The sequence below is a fragment of the Pseudomonas salmasensis genome (assembly GCF_014268375.2).
Classification (GTDB): domain Bacteria; phylum Pseudomonadota; class Gammaproteobacteria; order Pseudomonadales; family Pseudomonadaceae; genus Aquipseudomonas; species Aquipseudomonas salmasensis.
Map to the genome: position 1 here is coordinate 2,849,976 of NZ_CP077083.1, position 14,641 is coordinate 2,864,616.

Annotated in this window: 18 protein-coding genes; all 18 read right to left on the bottom strand. The window is 54.7% G+C overall.

Annotation, left to right across the window (positions count from 1 at the left end):
* Window positions 1-21: 21 nt before the first annotated feature.
* Window positions 22-336, bottom strand: coding sequence for a 50S ribosomal protein L24 (gene rplX, locus HU731_RS12680; RefSeq protein ID WP_003176416.1), 315 nt, complete (start codon window positions 334-336; stop codon window positions 22-24).
* 11 nt (window positions 337-347) lie between these two features.
* Window positions 348-716, bottom strand: coding sequence for a 50S ribosomal protein L14 (gene rplN / locus HU731_RS12685; protein ID WP_002555479.1), 369 nt, complete (start codon window positions 714-716; stop codon window positions 348-350).
* A gap of 23 nt (window positions 717-739) precedes the next feature.
* On the bottom strand, window positions 740-1,006 hold the full coding sequence (gene rpsQ / locus HU731_RS12690; RefSeq protein ID WP_003194644.1) for a 30S ribosomal protein S17: 267 nt from the start codon (window positions 1,004-1,006) through the stop codon (window positions 740-742).
* A gap of 2 nt (window positions 1,007-1,008) precedes the next feature.
* A complete protein-coding gene (gene rpmC / locus HU731_RS12695) occupies window positions 1,009-1,200 on the bottom strand; it encodes a 50S ribosomal protein L29 (protein WP_002555481.1) in 192 nt (63 codons plus the stop codon).
* Window positions 1,200-1,613, bottom strand: coding sequence for a 50S ribosomal protein L16 (gene rplP / locus HU731_RS12700; protein WP_003176421.1), 414 nt, complete (start codon window positions 1,611-1,613; stop codon window positions 1,200-1,202). Before rplP ends, rpmC begins: the two co-directional genes overlap by 1 nt.
* 12 nt (window positions 1,614-1,625) lie before the next feature.
* Window positions 1,626-2,312 (bottom strand): 30S ribosomal protein S3, encoded by a 687-nt coding sequence (gene rpsC / locus HU731_RS12705; protein ID WP_003176422.1) that lies wholly within the window; start codon window positions 2,310-2,312, stop codon window positions 1,626-1,628.
* 13 nt (window positions 2,313-2,325) lie between these two features.
* Window positions 2,326-2,658 (bottom strand): 50S ribosomal protein L22, encoded by a 333-nt coding sequence (gene rplV / locus HU731_RS12710; protein WP_003103908.1) that lies wholly within the window; start codon window positions 2,656-2,658, stop codon window positions 2,326-2,328.
* 11 nt (window positions 2,659-2,669) lie between these two features.
* Complete coding sequence (rpsS, locus tag HU731_RS12715) at window positions 2,670-2,945, bottom strand: 30S ribosomal protein S19 (protein ID WP_002555486.1); 276 nt, start codon at window positions 2,943-2,945, stop codon at window positions 2,670-2,672.
* Between the two features lie 16 nt (window positions 2,946-2,961).
* Window positions 2,962-3,786, bottom strand: a complete 825-nt coding sequence (gene rplB, locus HU731_RS12720; protein ID WP_008053874.1) for a 50S ribosomal protein L2 — start codon at window positions 3,784-3,786, stop codon at window positions 2,962-2,964.
* A 14-nt stretch (window positions 3,787-3,800) separates the two neighbouring features.
* The gene (rplW, locus tag HU731_RS12725; RefSeq protein ID WP_002555488.1) at window positions 3,801-4,100 is read right to left on the bottom strand and encodes a 50S ribosomal protein L23; all 300 of its coding nucleotides are present in this window, start codon (window positions 4,098-4,100) and stop codon (window positions 3,801-3,803) included.
* On the bottom strand, window positions 4,097-4,699 hold the full coding sequence (rplD, locus tag HU731_RS12730) for a 50S ribosomal protein L4 (RefSeq protein ID WP_003176424.1): 603 nt from the start codon (window positions 4,697-4,699) through the stop codon (window positions 4,097-4,099). Before rplD ends, rplW begins: the two co-directional genes overlap by 4 nt.
* A gap of 12 nt (window positions 4,700-4,711) precedes the next feature.
* A complete protein-coding gene (gene rplC / locus HU731_RS12735) occupies window positions 4,712-5,347 on the bottom strand; it encodes a 50S ribosomal protein L3 (protein ID WP_003194649.1) in 636 nt (211 codons plus the stop codon).
* Between the two features lie 81 nt (window positions 5,348-5,428).
* On the bottom strand, window positions 5,429-5,740 hold the full coding sequence (rpsJ, locus tag HU731_RS12740; protein ID WP_003186070.1) for a 30S ribosomal protein S10: 312 nt from the start codon (window positions 5,738-5,740) through the stop codon (window positions 5,429-5,431).
* Window positions 5,741-5,897: 157 nt separating this feature from the next.
* The gene (gene tuf, locus HU731_RS12745) at window positions 5,898-7,091 is read right to left on the bottom strand and encodes an elongation factor Tu (RefSeq protein ID WP_003176426.1); all 1,194 of its coding nucleotides are present in this window, start codon (window positions 7,089-7,091) and stop codon (window positions 5,898-5,900) included.
* A 30-nt stretch (window positions 7,092-7,121) separates the two neighbouring features.
* Window positions 7,122-9,227, bottom strand: a complete 2,106-nt coding sequence (gene fusA / locus HU731_RS12750) for an elongation factor G (RefSeq protein ID WP_003194651.1) — start codon at window positions 9,225-9,227, stop codon at window positions 7,122-7,124.
* 30 nt (window positions 9,228-9,257) lie between these two features.
* Complete coding sequence (rpsG, locus tag HU731_RS12755) at window positions 9,258-9,728, bottom strand: 30S ribosomal protein S7 (protein WP_002555493.1); 471 nt, start codon at window positions 9,726-9,728, stop codon at window positions 9,258-9,260.
* Window positions 9,729-9,846: 118 nt separating this feature from the next.
* The gene (gene rpsL, locus HU731_RS12760) at window positions 9,847-10,218 is read right to left on the bottom strand and encodes a 30S ribosomal protein S12 (protein ID WP_002555494.1); all 372 of its coding nucleotides are present in this window, start codon (window positions 10,216-10,218) and stop codon (window positions 9,847-9,849) included.
* A 216-nt stretch (window positions 10,219-10,434) separates the two neighbouring features.
* A complete protein-coding gene (gene rpoC, locus HU731_RS12765) occupies window positions 10,435-14,634 on the bottom strand; it encodes a DNA-directed RNA polymerase subunit beta' (RefSeq protein WP_003194653.1) in 4,200 nt (1,399 codons plus the stop codon).
* Window positions 14,635-14,641 lie beyond the last annotated feature (7 nt).

Consider the following 14,641-nt stretch of genomic DNA (forward strand, 5'->3'; position numbering starts at 1 on the left):
GTCTAATCTACCTAGCAGTGTTCAAGCATCAACCGCTTTTTGGGTCGACTTGAAGACACGAATTTTCTTACCGTCTTCTACTTTGAAACCAACTCGGTCAGCCTTGTTGGTTTCGCCGTTGAAGATGGCGACGTTAGAAGCATCCAGTGGAGCTTCTTTCTCGACGATACCGCCCTGCACGCCCGACATCGGGTTAGGCTTGGTATGACGCTTGACCAGGTTCAGACCACCGATAACCAGACGGTTATTAGCGAGAACCTTAAGCACCTTACCGCGCTTACCTTTGTCTTTGCCGGCGATCACGATGATCTCGTCGTCACGACGAATCTTTTGCATGTCGGATCTCCTTACAGCACTTCTGGGGCGAGCGAGACGATCTTCATGAACTTCTCAGTACGAAGTTCACGGGTCACTGGCCCAAAGATACGGGTGCCGATCGGCTCTTGCTTGTTGTTCAGAAGAACAGCAGCGTTGCCATCAAAGCGGATAATGGAGCCATCAGCACGACGTACGCCGTGACGAGTGCGGACTACAACAGCAGTCATCACTTGGCCTTTTTTCACCTTACCGCGAGGAATTGCTTCCTTCACGGTAACTTTGATGATGTCACCGATACCAGCGTAACGACGATGGGAGCCACCCAGCACCTTGATGCACATAACACGGCGAGCGCCGCTGTTATCGGCCACATCGAGCATGGATTGAGTCTGAATCATATAATTTCTCCGACCCCTAGTCCTTAGACTTCCACAGCGCGTTCGAGAACATCAACCAGTGCCCAAGACTTGGTCTTGGCCATCGGACGAGTTTCACGAATAGTGACTTTGTCGCCGATGTGGCACTGATTGGTTTCGTCGTGCGCGTGCAGCTTAGTCGAACGCTTAACATATTTACCGTAGATCGGGTGCTTAACGCGACGCTCGATCAAAACGGTGATGGTTTTGTCCATCTTGTCGCTGACAACACGGCCAGTCAGCGTACGGACAGTCTTTTCGGCTTCAGCCATGATCACTTACCTGCCTGCTGGTTGAGCACAGTCTTCACGCGAGCGATGTCACGCTTAACTTGCGAGAGCAGATGAGACTGCCCCAACTGGCCAGTTGCTTTCTGCATACGCAGATTGAACTGGTCGCGCAGCAGGCCGAGCAGTTGCTCGTTCAGCTGCTGTGCGGATTTTTCACGAAGTTCATTCGCTTTCATCACATCACCGTCCGTTTAACAAAGGAGGTGGCGAGCGGCAGCTTTGCAGCAGCCAGGGCGAAAGCCTCACGCGCCAGCTCTTCAGAAACACCCTCGATTTCATACAGGACTTTGCCTGGCTGAATCTGGGCTACCCAGTATTCCACGTTACCCTTACCTTTACCCATCCGAACCTCGAGAGGTTTTTTGGAGATCGGCTTGTCCGGGAATACACGGATCCAGATCTTGCCGCCACGTTTTACGTGACGGGTCAGAGCACGACGCGCTGACTCGATCTGACGAGCGGTGAGACGACCACGAGCTACAGACTTCAGCGCGAACTCGCCGAAGCTGACTTTGCTACCGCGCTGAGCCAGACCACGGTTGTGGCCTGTCATCTGCTTGCGGAACTTCGTACGCTTAGGTTGCAACATTTGGCGTACCCCTTACTTAGCAGCTTTTTTACGAGGCGCTGGTGCTTGTGGTTTCAGTTCTTCTTGGCGACCACCAATTACTTCGCCTTTGAAGATCCAAACCTTTACACCGATCACACCGTAAGTGGTGTGAGCTTCGTAGTTGGCATAGTCGATGTCGGCACGCAGGGTGTGCAGTGGCACACGACCTTCGCGATACCATTCAGTACGTGCGATTTCAGCACCGCCGAGACGACCGCTCACTTGGATTTTGATGCCTTTGGCACCAATGCGCATGGCGTTCTGTACGGCGCGCTTCATAGCGCGACGGAACATTACGCGACGCTCCAGCTGCTGAGCTACGCTCTGCGCAACCAGCATACCGTCGAGCTCCGGCTTGCGGATCTCTTCGATATTGATGTGCACAGGCACACCCATTTGCTTGGTCAGGTCCTGACGCAGTTTCTCAACATCTTCACCTTTCTTCCCGATAACGATACCTGGACGAGCGGTGTGGATGGTGATACGTGCAGTTTGGGCCGGACGATGGATATCGATACGGCTTACGGACGCGCTTTTTAGTTTGTCTTGGAGATACTCACGCACCTTCAGATCAGCGAACAAGTAGTCCGCATAAGTCCGACCGTCTGCGTACCAGACGGAGGTGTGCTCCTTGACGATTCCCAGGCGAATGCCAATGGGATGTACTTTCTGACCCATCTCTTCGACTCCGTTACTTGTCAGCAACCTTGACAGTGATATGGCAAGACCGCTTGACGATGCGATCAGCACGGCCTTTGGCACGTGGCATGATGCGCTTCAGCGAACGCCCTTCGTTGACGAAAACGGTGCTGACCTTCAGGTCATCAACGTCTGCGCCTTCGTTATGCTCGGCGTTGGCTACGGCCGACTCCAGCACTTTCTTCATGATCTCGGCGGCTTTCTTACTGCTGAAAGCCAACAGGTTGAGCGCTTCGCCCACCTTCTTCCCGCGGATCTGGTCGGCGACCAAGCGGGCTTTCTGGGCGGAGATTCGAGCGCCCGACAACTTAGCGGCTACTTCCATTTCCTAACCCCTTAACGCTTGGCTTTCTTGTCTGCCACGTGCCCACGATAAGTGCGGGTACCGGCAAACTCGCCCAGTTTGTGGCCGACCATGTCTTCGTTAACGAGAACTGGGACGTGTTGACGACCGTTGTGTACTGCGATGGTCAGACCGACCATTTGTGGCAGGATCATCGAACGACGCGACCAGGTTTTAACTGGTTTGCGATCGTTCTTTTCCGCCGCCACTTCGATCTTCTTCAGTAGGTGAAGATCAATAAAAGGACCTTTTTTCAGAGAACGTGGCACTGTCGTATCCCTCTATTTACTTGCGACGACGGACGATCATTTTGTCGGTACGCTTATTACCACGAGTCTTCGCGCCCTTAGTCGGGAAGCCCCATGGCGATACCGGATGACGACCACCAGAGGTACGACCTTCACCACCACCGTGTGGGTGGTCAACCGGGTTCATGGCAACACCACGAACGGTTGGGCGAACGCCACGCCAGCGTTTGGCACCAGCTTTACCCAACGAACGCAGGCTGTGCTCGGAGTTCGAGACTTCGCCCAGGGTCGCACGGCATTCAGCCAGTACTTTACGCATCTCACCAGAACGCAGACGCAGGGTCACGTAGACACCTTCACGAGCGATCAGCTGAGCCGAAGCACCAGCGGAACGAGCGATCTGTGCGCCTTTACCTGGCTTCAATTCGATGCCGTGTACGGTGCTACCAACTGGAATGTTACGCAGTTGCAGAGCGTTGCCCGGCTTGATCGGCGCCAGAGCACCTGCGATCAGCTGGTCGCCAGCACTCACGCCTTTAGGGGCGATGATGTAGCGACGCTCGCCATCTGCGTACAGCAGCAGAGCGATGTGAGCAGTACGGTTTGGATCGTATTCGATACGCTCGACAGTGGCAGAGATGCCATCTTTGTCGTTGCGACGGAAGTCGACCAGACGATAATGCTGCTTATGGCCACCACCGATGTGACGAGTGGTAATACGACCATTGTTGTTACGACCACCAGACTTCGATTTCTTCTCGAGCAGCGGTGCGTGAGGAGCGCCTTTATGCAGCTCCTGGTTGACCACCTTGACCACAAAACGGCGGCCAGGGGAAGTCGGTTTGCATTTAACGATTGCCATGATGCACCCCTTCCTTACTCAGCACTGCTGCTGAAATCGAGATCTTGGCCTGGCTGAAGGGAGATAACTGCCTTCTTCCAGTCATTACGCTTGCCCAGACCGCGAGCAGTGCGCTTGCTCTTACCCAGAACGTTCAGGGTAGTAACACGCTCTACTTTCACGCTGAACAGGCTTTCGACGGCCTTCTTGATTTCCAGCTTGGTTGCGTCAGTTGCAACCTTGAAAACGAACTGGCCTTTCTTGTCAGCCAGAACCGTAGCCTTTTCGGAAACGTGCGGGCCAAGCAGAACTTTAAATACGCGTTCCTGGTTCATCCCAGCAGCTCCTCGAATTTCTTCACGGCCGACACGGTGATCAACACCTTGTCGTATGCGATCAGACTAACTGGATCGGAACCTTGCACGTCACGAACATCAACGTGTGGCAGGTTGCGAGCAGCCAGGTACAGGTTCTGATCAACAGCTTCGGACACGATCAAAACGTCGGTCAGGCTCATGTTGTTCAGTTTGCCCAGCAGATCTTTGGTTTTTGGACTTTCAACAGCGAAGTCCTGAACCACGACCAGACGATCAGTACGCACGAGTTCAGCAAGGATGGAGCGCAGTGCTGCGCGGTACATCTTCTTGTTGAGCTTCTGAGAGTGATCCTGTGGACGAGCTGCGAAAGTGGTACCGCCGCCACGCCAGATTGGGCTACGGATAGTACCGGCACGAGCACGGCCAGTGCCTTTCTGACGCCAAGGGCGCTTACCGCCACCACGTACGTCGGAACGGGTCTTTTGCTGCTTGCTACCTTGACGGCCGCCGGCCATGTAGGCCACGACTGCTTGGTGAACGAGCGTCTCGTTGAATTCGCCGCCAAATGTCAGTTCGGAAACTTCGATCGCTTGAGCGTCATTTACATTTAATTGCATGTCAGCTTCCCCTTAACCGCGAGCCTTGGCCGCTGGACGTACAACCAGGTTGCCGCCAGTAGCGCCAGGAACAGCACCCTTGACCAACAACAGATTGCGTTCAGCGTCGACGCGCACTACTTCGAGGGACTGCACGGTCACGCGCTCAGCGCCCATATGACCGGACATTTTTTTGCCCTTGAATACACGACCAGGAGTCTGGCACTGGCCAATAGAGCCCGGGACGCGGTGGGAAACGGAGTTACCGTGAGTGTTGTCTTGACCACGGAAATTCCAACGCTTGATCGTACCCTGGAAGCCTTTACCCTTGGACTGACCGGTTACATCAACCAGTTGACCAGCGGCGAAGATTTCAGCGTTGATCAGATCGCCAGCCTGGTAGTCGCCGTCTTCAAGACGGAACTCCATGACAGTACGACCAGCTGCAACGTTTGCTTTAGCGAAGTGACCTGCTTGAGCAGCAGTCACACGCGAAGCACGACGCTCGCCGACAGTGACTTGCACTGCACGATAGCCATCGGTTTCTTCAGTTTTGAACTGGGTGACGCGATTCGGTTCGATCTCAATGACCGTGACCGGAATGGAGACACCTTCTTCGGTGAAAATACGGGTCATACCGCATTTACGACCGACTACACCAATAGTCATGTTGTAAACCTCATGAGTGTACGGGGCTTTCACCCGCTATGGCCGCCCATTTCAGAGCGTTACACGACTAAGACCCAAGTCTTAGCCGAGGCTGATCTGTACTTCCACACCGGCCGCCAGATCGAGCTTCATAAGTGCATCAACGGTTTTATCCGTTGGCTGGACGATGTCCAGTACGCGCTTATGAGTACGGATCTCGTACTGGTCACGCGCGTCTTTGTTGACGTGCGGGGAGACCAGAACGGTGAACCGCTCTTTACGGGTAGGCAGTGGAATTGGACCACGCACTTGAGCACCAGTACGTTTCGCGGTTTCCACGATTTCCTGGGTGGATTGGTCGATCAGGCGATGGTCAAAAGCCTTCAACCTGATACGGATTTGCTGATTTTGCATTGGATTTCAGACTCCGGCTGCTATTCCCACCGGGCGCAATACGCCCGTTAAAAGGAGGCGCAATTCTATAGACGCCCTAGATAGGTGTCAACCCAATAAAAAAGCCCCCGCTAAGCGGGGGCTTTCTCAAAACATCAAAGCTCACTCAAAAGAGAGATTACTCGATGATTTTAGCTACAACGCCAGCACCAACGGTACGGCCGCCTTCACGGATTGCGAAACGCAGGCCGTCTTCCATAGCGATGGTTTTGATCAGGGTGACAACCATTTTGATGTTGTCGCCTGGCATTACCATTTCTACGCCTTCCGGCAGTTCGCAGTTACCAGTCACGTCAGTAGTACGGAAGTAGAACTGTGGACGGTAGCCTTTGAAGAACGGAGTGTGACGACCGCCTTCTTCTTTGCTCAGCACGTACACTTCAGCTTCGAACTTGGTGTGCGGCTTAACCGAACCTGGCTTGACCAGAACCTGGCCACGCTCAACGTCGTCACGCTTGGTACCACGCAGCAGAACGCCGCAGTTCTCGCCAGCACGACCTTCGTCGAGCAGCTTACGGAACATTTCAACACCGGTGCAGGTGGTGACGGTAGTGTCACGCAGACCAACGATTTCCAGTGGATCTTGAACCTTGACGATACCGCGCTCGATACGACCAGTTACAACAGTACCGCGACCGGAGATCGAGAATACGTCTTCGATTGGCATCAGGAACGGCTTGTCGATAACACGGACTGGATCTGGGATGTAGCTGTCCAGAGTCTCAACCAGTTTACGAACGGACGTGGTGCCCATTTCGTTATCGTCTTTGCCTTCCAGAGCCATACGAGCAGAACCGATGATGATCGGAGTGTCGTCACCTGGGAAGTCGTAAGTGCTCAGCAGATCGCGCACTTCCATCTCAACCAGTTCCAGCAGCTCAGCGTCGTCTACCAGGTCAGCCTTGTTCAGGTAAACCACGATGTACGGAACGCCAACCTGACGGGACAGCAGGATGTGCTCACGGGTTTGTGGCATCGGACCATCAGCGGCCGAGCAAACCAGGATTGCGCCGTCCATCTGGGCAGCACCGGTGATCATGTTCTTCACATAGTCAGCGTGACCTGGGCAGTCAACGTGAGCGTAGTGACGGATCAGCGAGTTGTATTCAACGTGCGCGGTGTTGATGGTGATACCACGAGCTTTCTCTTCTGGCGCGCTGTCGATTTTATCGAAATCAACGATTGCGGAACCGAATACTTCGGAGCAAACGCGAGTCAGAGCAGCAGTCAGAGTGGTTTTACCGTGGTCAACGTGACCGATGGTGCCAACGTTGACGTGCGGTAGGGAACGATCAAATTTTTCTTTAGCCACGACAATTAACTCCTTGCCTAAAGGACTGAATCAGCCTTGTTTTTTGGATACAGTTTCAGCGATGTGCGCCGGAGCTGTGTTGTATTTTTTGAATTCCATAGAGTAGCTTGCGCGACCCTGGGACATGGAACGAACGTCGGTCGCATAACCGAACATCTCGCCCAACGGAACCTCGGCGCGAATCACTTTGCCGGAAACCGTGTCTTCCATACCCAAGATCATGCCGCGACGACGGTTAAGGTCGCCCATGACATCACCCATATAGTCTTCAGGTGTAACAACTTCTACCGCCATGATTGGCTCAAGCAACTCACCACCGCCCTTCTGAGCCAGTTGCTTGGTTGCCATGGAAGCAGCCACCTTAAACGCCATCTCGTTGGAGTCGACGTCGTGGTAAGAACCGTCAAAAACGGTTGCTTTCAGGCCGATCAGCGGATAGCCGGCAACAACACCGTTCTTCATCTGCTCTTCGATACCCTTCTGGATAGCAGGGATGTATTCCTTAGGAACAACACCACCTACTACTTCGTTCACGAATTGCAGACCTTCCTGACCTTCGTCAGCAGGAGCAAAACGGATCCAGCAGTGACCGAACTGACCACGACCGCCGGACTGACGAACGAACTTGCCTTCGATTTCACAGTTCTTCGTGATGCGCTCACGATAGGAAACCTGAGGCTTACCGATGTTGGCTTCGACGTTGAACTCACGGCGCATCCGGTCAACCAGGATGTCCAGGTGCAGCTCGCCCATGCCGGAGATGATCGTTTGACCAGTCTCTTCATCAGTCTTGACGCGGAAAGATGGATCTTCCTGAGCAAGCTTGCCCAGAGCGATACCCATTTTTTCCTGGTCATCCTTGGTCTTAGGCTCTACGGCAACCGAAATAACCGGCTCCGGGAAGTCCATGCGAACCAGGATGATTGGCTTGGCAGCGTCGCACAAAGTCTCACCAGTGGTGACGTCCTTCATGCCGATCAGGGCCGCGATGTCACCAGCGCGTACTTCCTTGATCTCTTCACGGGCGTTTGCGTGCATTTGCACCATACGACCCACGCGCTCTTTCTTGCCTTTAACCGAGTTGATCACGCCGTCGCCGGAGGCCAACACGCCCGAGTAAACGCGGACGAAGGTCAAAGTACCCACGAATGGGTCGGTAGCGATCTTGAACGCCAGAGCCGAGAACGGCTCGTTGTCATCGGCGTGACGCTCCATTTCTTCTTCCTCGTTATCAGGGTTGGAACCCTTGATAGCAGGAATGTCGGTTGGAGCAGGCAGGTAGTCGATAACGGCGTCGAGAACCAGGGGAACACCCTTGTTCTTGAACGAGGAACCGCAAACAGCCAAGACGATCTCACCAGCGATAGTACGCTGACGCAGAGCGGCCTTGATTTCCACGTTGGTGAGCTCTTCACCTTCGAGGTACTTGTTCATCAGCTCTTCGCTGGCTTCGGCGGCAGCCTCAACCATGTTGTTGCGCCACTCGTCAGCCAGTTCCTGAAGCTCTTCAGGGATAGGCTTACGAACAGGAACCATACCTTTGTCGGAATCATTCCAGTAAACAGCTTCCATGTTGATCAGATCGATCTGACCCTGGAAGTTGTCTTCGGAACCGATAGCCAGCTGGATAGGCACCGGAGTGTGACCCAGACGCTGCTTGATCTGACCGATCACGCGCAGGAAGTTGGCACCAGCACGGTCCATCTTGTTTACATAAACAAGACGTGGAACGCCGTACTTGTTGGCTTGACGCCATACGGTTTCCGACTGAGGCTCAACACCCGAGGTGCCGCAGAACACAACGACAGCGCCGTCGAGTACGCGCAGGGAACGTTCAACTTCAATGGTGAAGTCTACGTGGCCCGGGGTATCGATTACGTTGAAGCGATGCTCGTCTTTGTACTGCTTCTCGGAACCTTTCCAGAAGGCGGTAATAGCAGCAGAAGTAATGGTAATACCACGCTCCTGCTCCTGAACCATCCAGTCTGTGGTCGCGGCGCCGTCATGCACCTCGCCCATTTTGTGACTTTTGCCGGTGTAAAACAGTACGCGCTCGGTGGTGGTGGTTTTACCAGCATCCACGTGAGCGACGATACCGATGTTACGGTAGCGGCTAATCGGAGTAGTACGAGCCATAAAGCCCTCGCAAAATTAGTGAAGCTAAAATTAGAAGCGGTAGTGCGAGAAAGCTTTGTTGGCTTCAGCCATACGGTGCACGTCTTCACGCTTCTTAACAGCAGCACCTTTACCTTCAGCAGCGTCCAACAGTTCGCCGGCCAAACGCAGAGCCATAGACTTCTCGCCGCGCTTACGGGCGAAGTCTACCAACCAGCGCATTGCCAGAGCGTTACGACGGGACGGGCGAACTTCAACCGGAACCTGGTAAGTAGCACCGCCTACACGGCGCGACTTCACTTCGACCAGCGGAGCGATGGCGTCGAGAGCTTTCTCGAAGATTTCCAGGGGGTCGCTGTTCTTGCGTTCTTTAACCTTTTCCAGCGCGCCATAAACGATACGCTCGGCAACGGCTTTCTTGCCGCTCTCCATCACGTGGTTCATGAACTTGGCCAGAATTTGGCTTCCGTATTTTGGATCGTCAAGCACTTCGCGCTTGGCTGCTACGCGTCTTCTTGGCATGGATAAGCCCTCAAACGGTCTTCAGGTTCGCTCGGAATCGGTGCCCTTTCGGGACGCCTCCGACCTTACTCTTATCGACTCAGAAAATAAGATGATTCAGGTTTACAAAAAGCCGCTACTACTTAGGCTTCTTGGTACCGTACTTCGAACGACCCTGGTTACGACCTTTAACGCCGGAAGTATCCAAAGAACCGCGTACGGTGTGATAACGAACACCTGGCAAGTCTTTTACACGACCGCCGCGGATCAGTACCACGCTGTGCTCTTGCAGGTTGTGGCCTTCACCGCCGATGTACGAGGAAACCTCGAAACCGTTGGTCAGACGCACACGGCATACTTTACGCAGTGCCGAGTTAGGTTTTTTCGGCGTGGTGGTATACACACGGGTGCATACGCCACGACGTTGCGGGCAGTTCTGCAGCGCAGGTACGTCGGATTTCTCGACGATACGCTTACGCGGCTGACGTACCAGCTGGTTGATAGTTGCCATCTACTAGCTCCACTGTTGTCTTGCGACGCTATTGTCTTGCAAGAAAAGCAAAATGGCAGGAACGAATTCCCGCCAAATTTAGGGGTACAAGAGTCTAAAGAGGATCTTGTCCCCAGTCAAGGCAAGGCCCCGACCTCCCCTCGCGTCGAACCGGGGCAAAAATGCCTCGATCCGACGAATGGGAGTGTCAGGGCCCAGACTCATCTATCGCAGAACTCAGTTACCGCTTGAGTTCAGCGCTTCGGTCAGTGCAGCTTCCACTTCACTGGCGCTTACGCGCAGCGGCTTGTCAGCATCACGGCGACGCTTACGCTCGCTGTGGTAAGCCAAACCGGTACCCGCCGGGATCAGACGACCCACGACTACGTTTTCTTTCAGGCCGCGCAGGTAATCGCGCTTGCCGGTTACCGCTGCTTCGGTCAGTACGCGAGTGGTCTCCTGGAAGGAGGCCGCCGAGATGAACGACTCAGTGGACAACGACGCCTTGGTGATACCCAGCAGCACGCGAGTGAACTTGGAGACAAATTTCTCTTCGTTCGCCAGGCGCTCGTTTTCTACCAGTACGTGAGTCAGTTCCATCTGGTCGCCCTTGATGAAACTGGAATCGCCGGATTCAGCGATCTCAACTTTACGCAGCATCTGACGCAGGATGGTCTCGATGTGCTTGTCGTTGATCTTCACGCCTTGCAGGCGGTAAACGTCCTGGATCTCGTTAACGATGTACTTGGCCAGCGCACTCACACCCAGCAGACGCAGGATGTCGTGTGGATCGCTCGGACCGTCGGAGATAACTTCGCCGCGGTTTACCTGTTCGCCTTCGAACACGTTCAGGTGACGCCACTTCGGAATCAGCTCTTCATACGGATCGCTACCGTCGTTCGGGGTAATAACCAGACGGCGCTTGCCTTTGGTTTCTTTACCGAACGCGATGGTGCCGCTGACTTCAGCCAGAATCGACGCTTCTTTCGGACGACGAGCTTCGAACAAGTCGGCAACACGCGGCAGACCACCGGTGATGTCACGGGTCTTCGAAGTTTCTTGCGGGATACGCGCGATAACATCACCGATCGCGATCTTCGCACCATCCGCTACACCGACCAGGGCGTTGGCTGGCAGGAAGTACTGAGCGATTACGTCAGTGCCTGGCAGCAACAGATCCTTGCCGTTGTCATCGACCATCTTCACGGCAGGACGGATGTCCTTACCGGCAGCTGGACGATCTTTGGCGTCGAGTACTTCAATGTTGGTCATACCGGTCAATTCGTCAGTCTGACGCTTGATCGTGATGCCTTCTTCCATGCCCACGTAGGTCACGGTACCTTTCATTTCGGTAACGATTGGGTGAGTGTGCGGATCCCACTTGGCCACGATTGCGCCAGCGTCGACCTTGTCACCTTCTTTAACCGAAATCACAGCACCGTACGGCAGCTTGTAACGCTCACGCTCACGACCATAGTCATCAGCGATGGCCAGCTCACCGGAACGGGACACAGCAACCAGGTGGCCATCCACTCGCTCAACATGCTTGAGGTTGTGCAGGCGGACGGTACCACCATTCTTCACCTGAACGCTGTCGGCTGCGGAGGTCCGGCTTGCCGCACCACCGATGTGGAATGTACGCATGGTCAGCTGGGTACCCGGCTCACCGATGGACTGGGCAGCGATAACGCCGACCGCTTCACCGATGTTCACCTGGTGACCACGAGCCAAGTCACGGCCATAGCACTTGGCGCAAATGCCGTAGCGGGTTTCGCAGCTGATCGGCGAACGAACGATCACTTCGTCGATGCTGTTGAGTTCGATGAACTCGACCCACTTCTCGTCAACCAGGGTGCCAGCAGGAACGATAACTTCCTCGGTACCCGGCTTGAACACGTCACGGGCAATAACACGACCCAATACACGTTCACCCAGTGGCTCTACAACGTCACCGCCTTCAATGTGCGGAGTCATCAGCAGGCCGTGCTCGGTGCCGCAATCGATCTCGGTTACAACCAGATCTTGTGCAACGTCTACCAGACGACGAGTCAGGTAACCGGAGTTAGCGGTTTTCAACGCGGTATCCGCAAGACCCTTACGAGCACCGTGAGTGGAGATGAAGTACTGAAGTACGCTCAAACCTTCACGGAAGTTCGCAGTGATCGGCGTTTCGATGATGGAACCGTCCGGCTTGGCCATCAGGCCACGCATACCGGCGAGCTGACGGATCTGCGCAGCAGAACCCCGTGCGCCCGAGTCGGCCATCATGTACATCGAGTTGAAGGATTCCTGGTCAACTTCGTCGCCGTGACGGTCGATGACTTTCTCTTTCGAGAGGTTGGCCATCATCGCCTTGGAAACTTCGTCGTTCGCCTTGGACCAAAGGTCGATTACCTTGTTGTACTTCTCGCCCTGGGTTACCAGGCCGGAGGCGTACTGGCTCTCGATCTCTTTCACTTCGTCAGTGGCAGCACTGATGATGCGAGCTTTTTCATCCGGGATAACGAAGTCGTTAACGCCAATGGAAACGCCGGAGATAGTCGAGTAAGCGAAACCTGTGTACATCAACTGGTCAGCGAAGATAACGGTCTCTTTCAAACCAACCACGCGGTAGCACTGGTTGATCAGCTTGGAGATCGCCTTTTTCTTCATCGGCAGGTTGACGACGTCGTACGACAGACCTTTTGGCACAACCTGGTACAACAGCGCACGGCCGACAGTGGTGTCGACGATACGGGTGTTGCTCACGCTGCCGCCGTCACGGTCGTTGACGGTTTCGTGGATCCGCACTTTGACCTTGGCGTGCAGTGCGGCTTCGCCGGCACGGAACACACGGTCAACTTCCTGCAGGTCTGCGAACACACGACCTTCGCCCTTGGCGTTGATCGCTTCACGGGTCATGTAGTACAGACCCAATACAACGTCCTGCGACGGAACGATGATTGGCTCACCGTTGGCTGGCGACAGGATGTTGTTGGTCGACATCATCAACGCACGCGCTTCCAACTGGGCTTCCAGTGTCAGCGGTACGTGCACGGCCATTTGGTCGCCGTCGAAGTCGGCGTTGTACGCGGCACAGACCAGAGGGTGCAGCTGGATAGCCTTACCTTCGATCAGTACAGGTTCAAACGCCTGGATACCCAGACGGTGAAGGGTCGGTGCACGGTTGAGGAGAACCGGGTGTTCGCGGATCACTTCAGCAAGAACGTCCCAAACCTCTGGCAGTTCGCGCTCGACCATTTTCTTGGCCGCTTTGATGGTGGTCGCGAGACCGCGCATTTCCAGCTTGCCGAAGATGAACGGCTTGAACAGCTCGAGTGCCATCTTCTTAGGCAGACCGCACTGGTGCAGACGCAGGGTCGGGCCTACGGTAATTACCGAACGACCGGAGTAGTCAACACGCTTACCGAGCAAGTTCTGACGGAAACGACCTTGCTTACCCTTGATCATGTCAGCCAGGGATTTCAGAGGACGCTTGTTCGAACCGGTGATAGCGCGGCCACGACGACCGTTGTCGAGCAGGGCATCGACCGCTTCTTGCAACATACGCTTTTCGTTGCGCACGATGATGTCCGGAGCGGACAGATCAAGCAGGCGCTTCAAGCGGTTGTTACGGTTGATCACGCGGCGGTACAGGTCGTTGAGGTCGGACGTCGCGAAACGACCACCGTCCAACGGTACCAGCGGACGCAGGTCTGGCGGCAGAACCGGCAGAACGGTCAGTACCATCCACTCTGGCAAGTTGCCGGAACCCTGGAAGGCTTCCATCAACTTCAGACGCTTGGACAGCTTCTTGATCTTGGTTTCGGAGTTGGTTTGCGGAATCTCTTCGCGCAGACGACCAATCTCGTGCTCCAGGTCGATAGCGTGCAGCAGTTCGCGGACAGCTTCGGCACCCATGCGGGCATCGAAATCGTCGCCGAACTCTTCCAGCGCTTCGAAGTACTGCTCGTCGTTCAGCAGCTGACCTTTTTCAAGGGTGGTCATGCCTGGGTCGATAACGACATAGCTCTCGAAGTAGAGAACACGTTCGATATCACGCAGGGTCATGTCCATCAGCAAGCCGATACGGGACGGCAGCGATTTCAGGAACCAGATGTGGGCAACCGGCGAAGCCAGTTCGATGTGCGCCATGCGCTCACGACGAACTTTGGCCAGTGCGACTTCAACGCCACACTTCTCGCAGATCACACCACGGTGCTTCAAGCGCTTGTACTTACCGCACAGGCACTCGTAATCCTTTACCGGGCCAAAGATCTTGGCGCAGAACAGGCCGTCACGCTCAGGTTTGAACGTACGGTAGTTGATGGTTTCCGGCTTTTTAACTTCACCGAACGACCACGAACGGATCATCTCAGGCGATGCCAATCCAATACGGATGGCGTCGAACTCTTCGACTTGACCCTGGTTTTTCAGCAAATTCAGTAGGTCTTTCAAGGCCTTT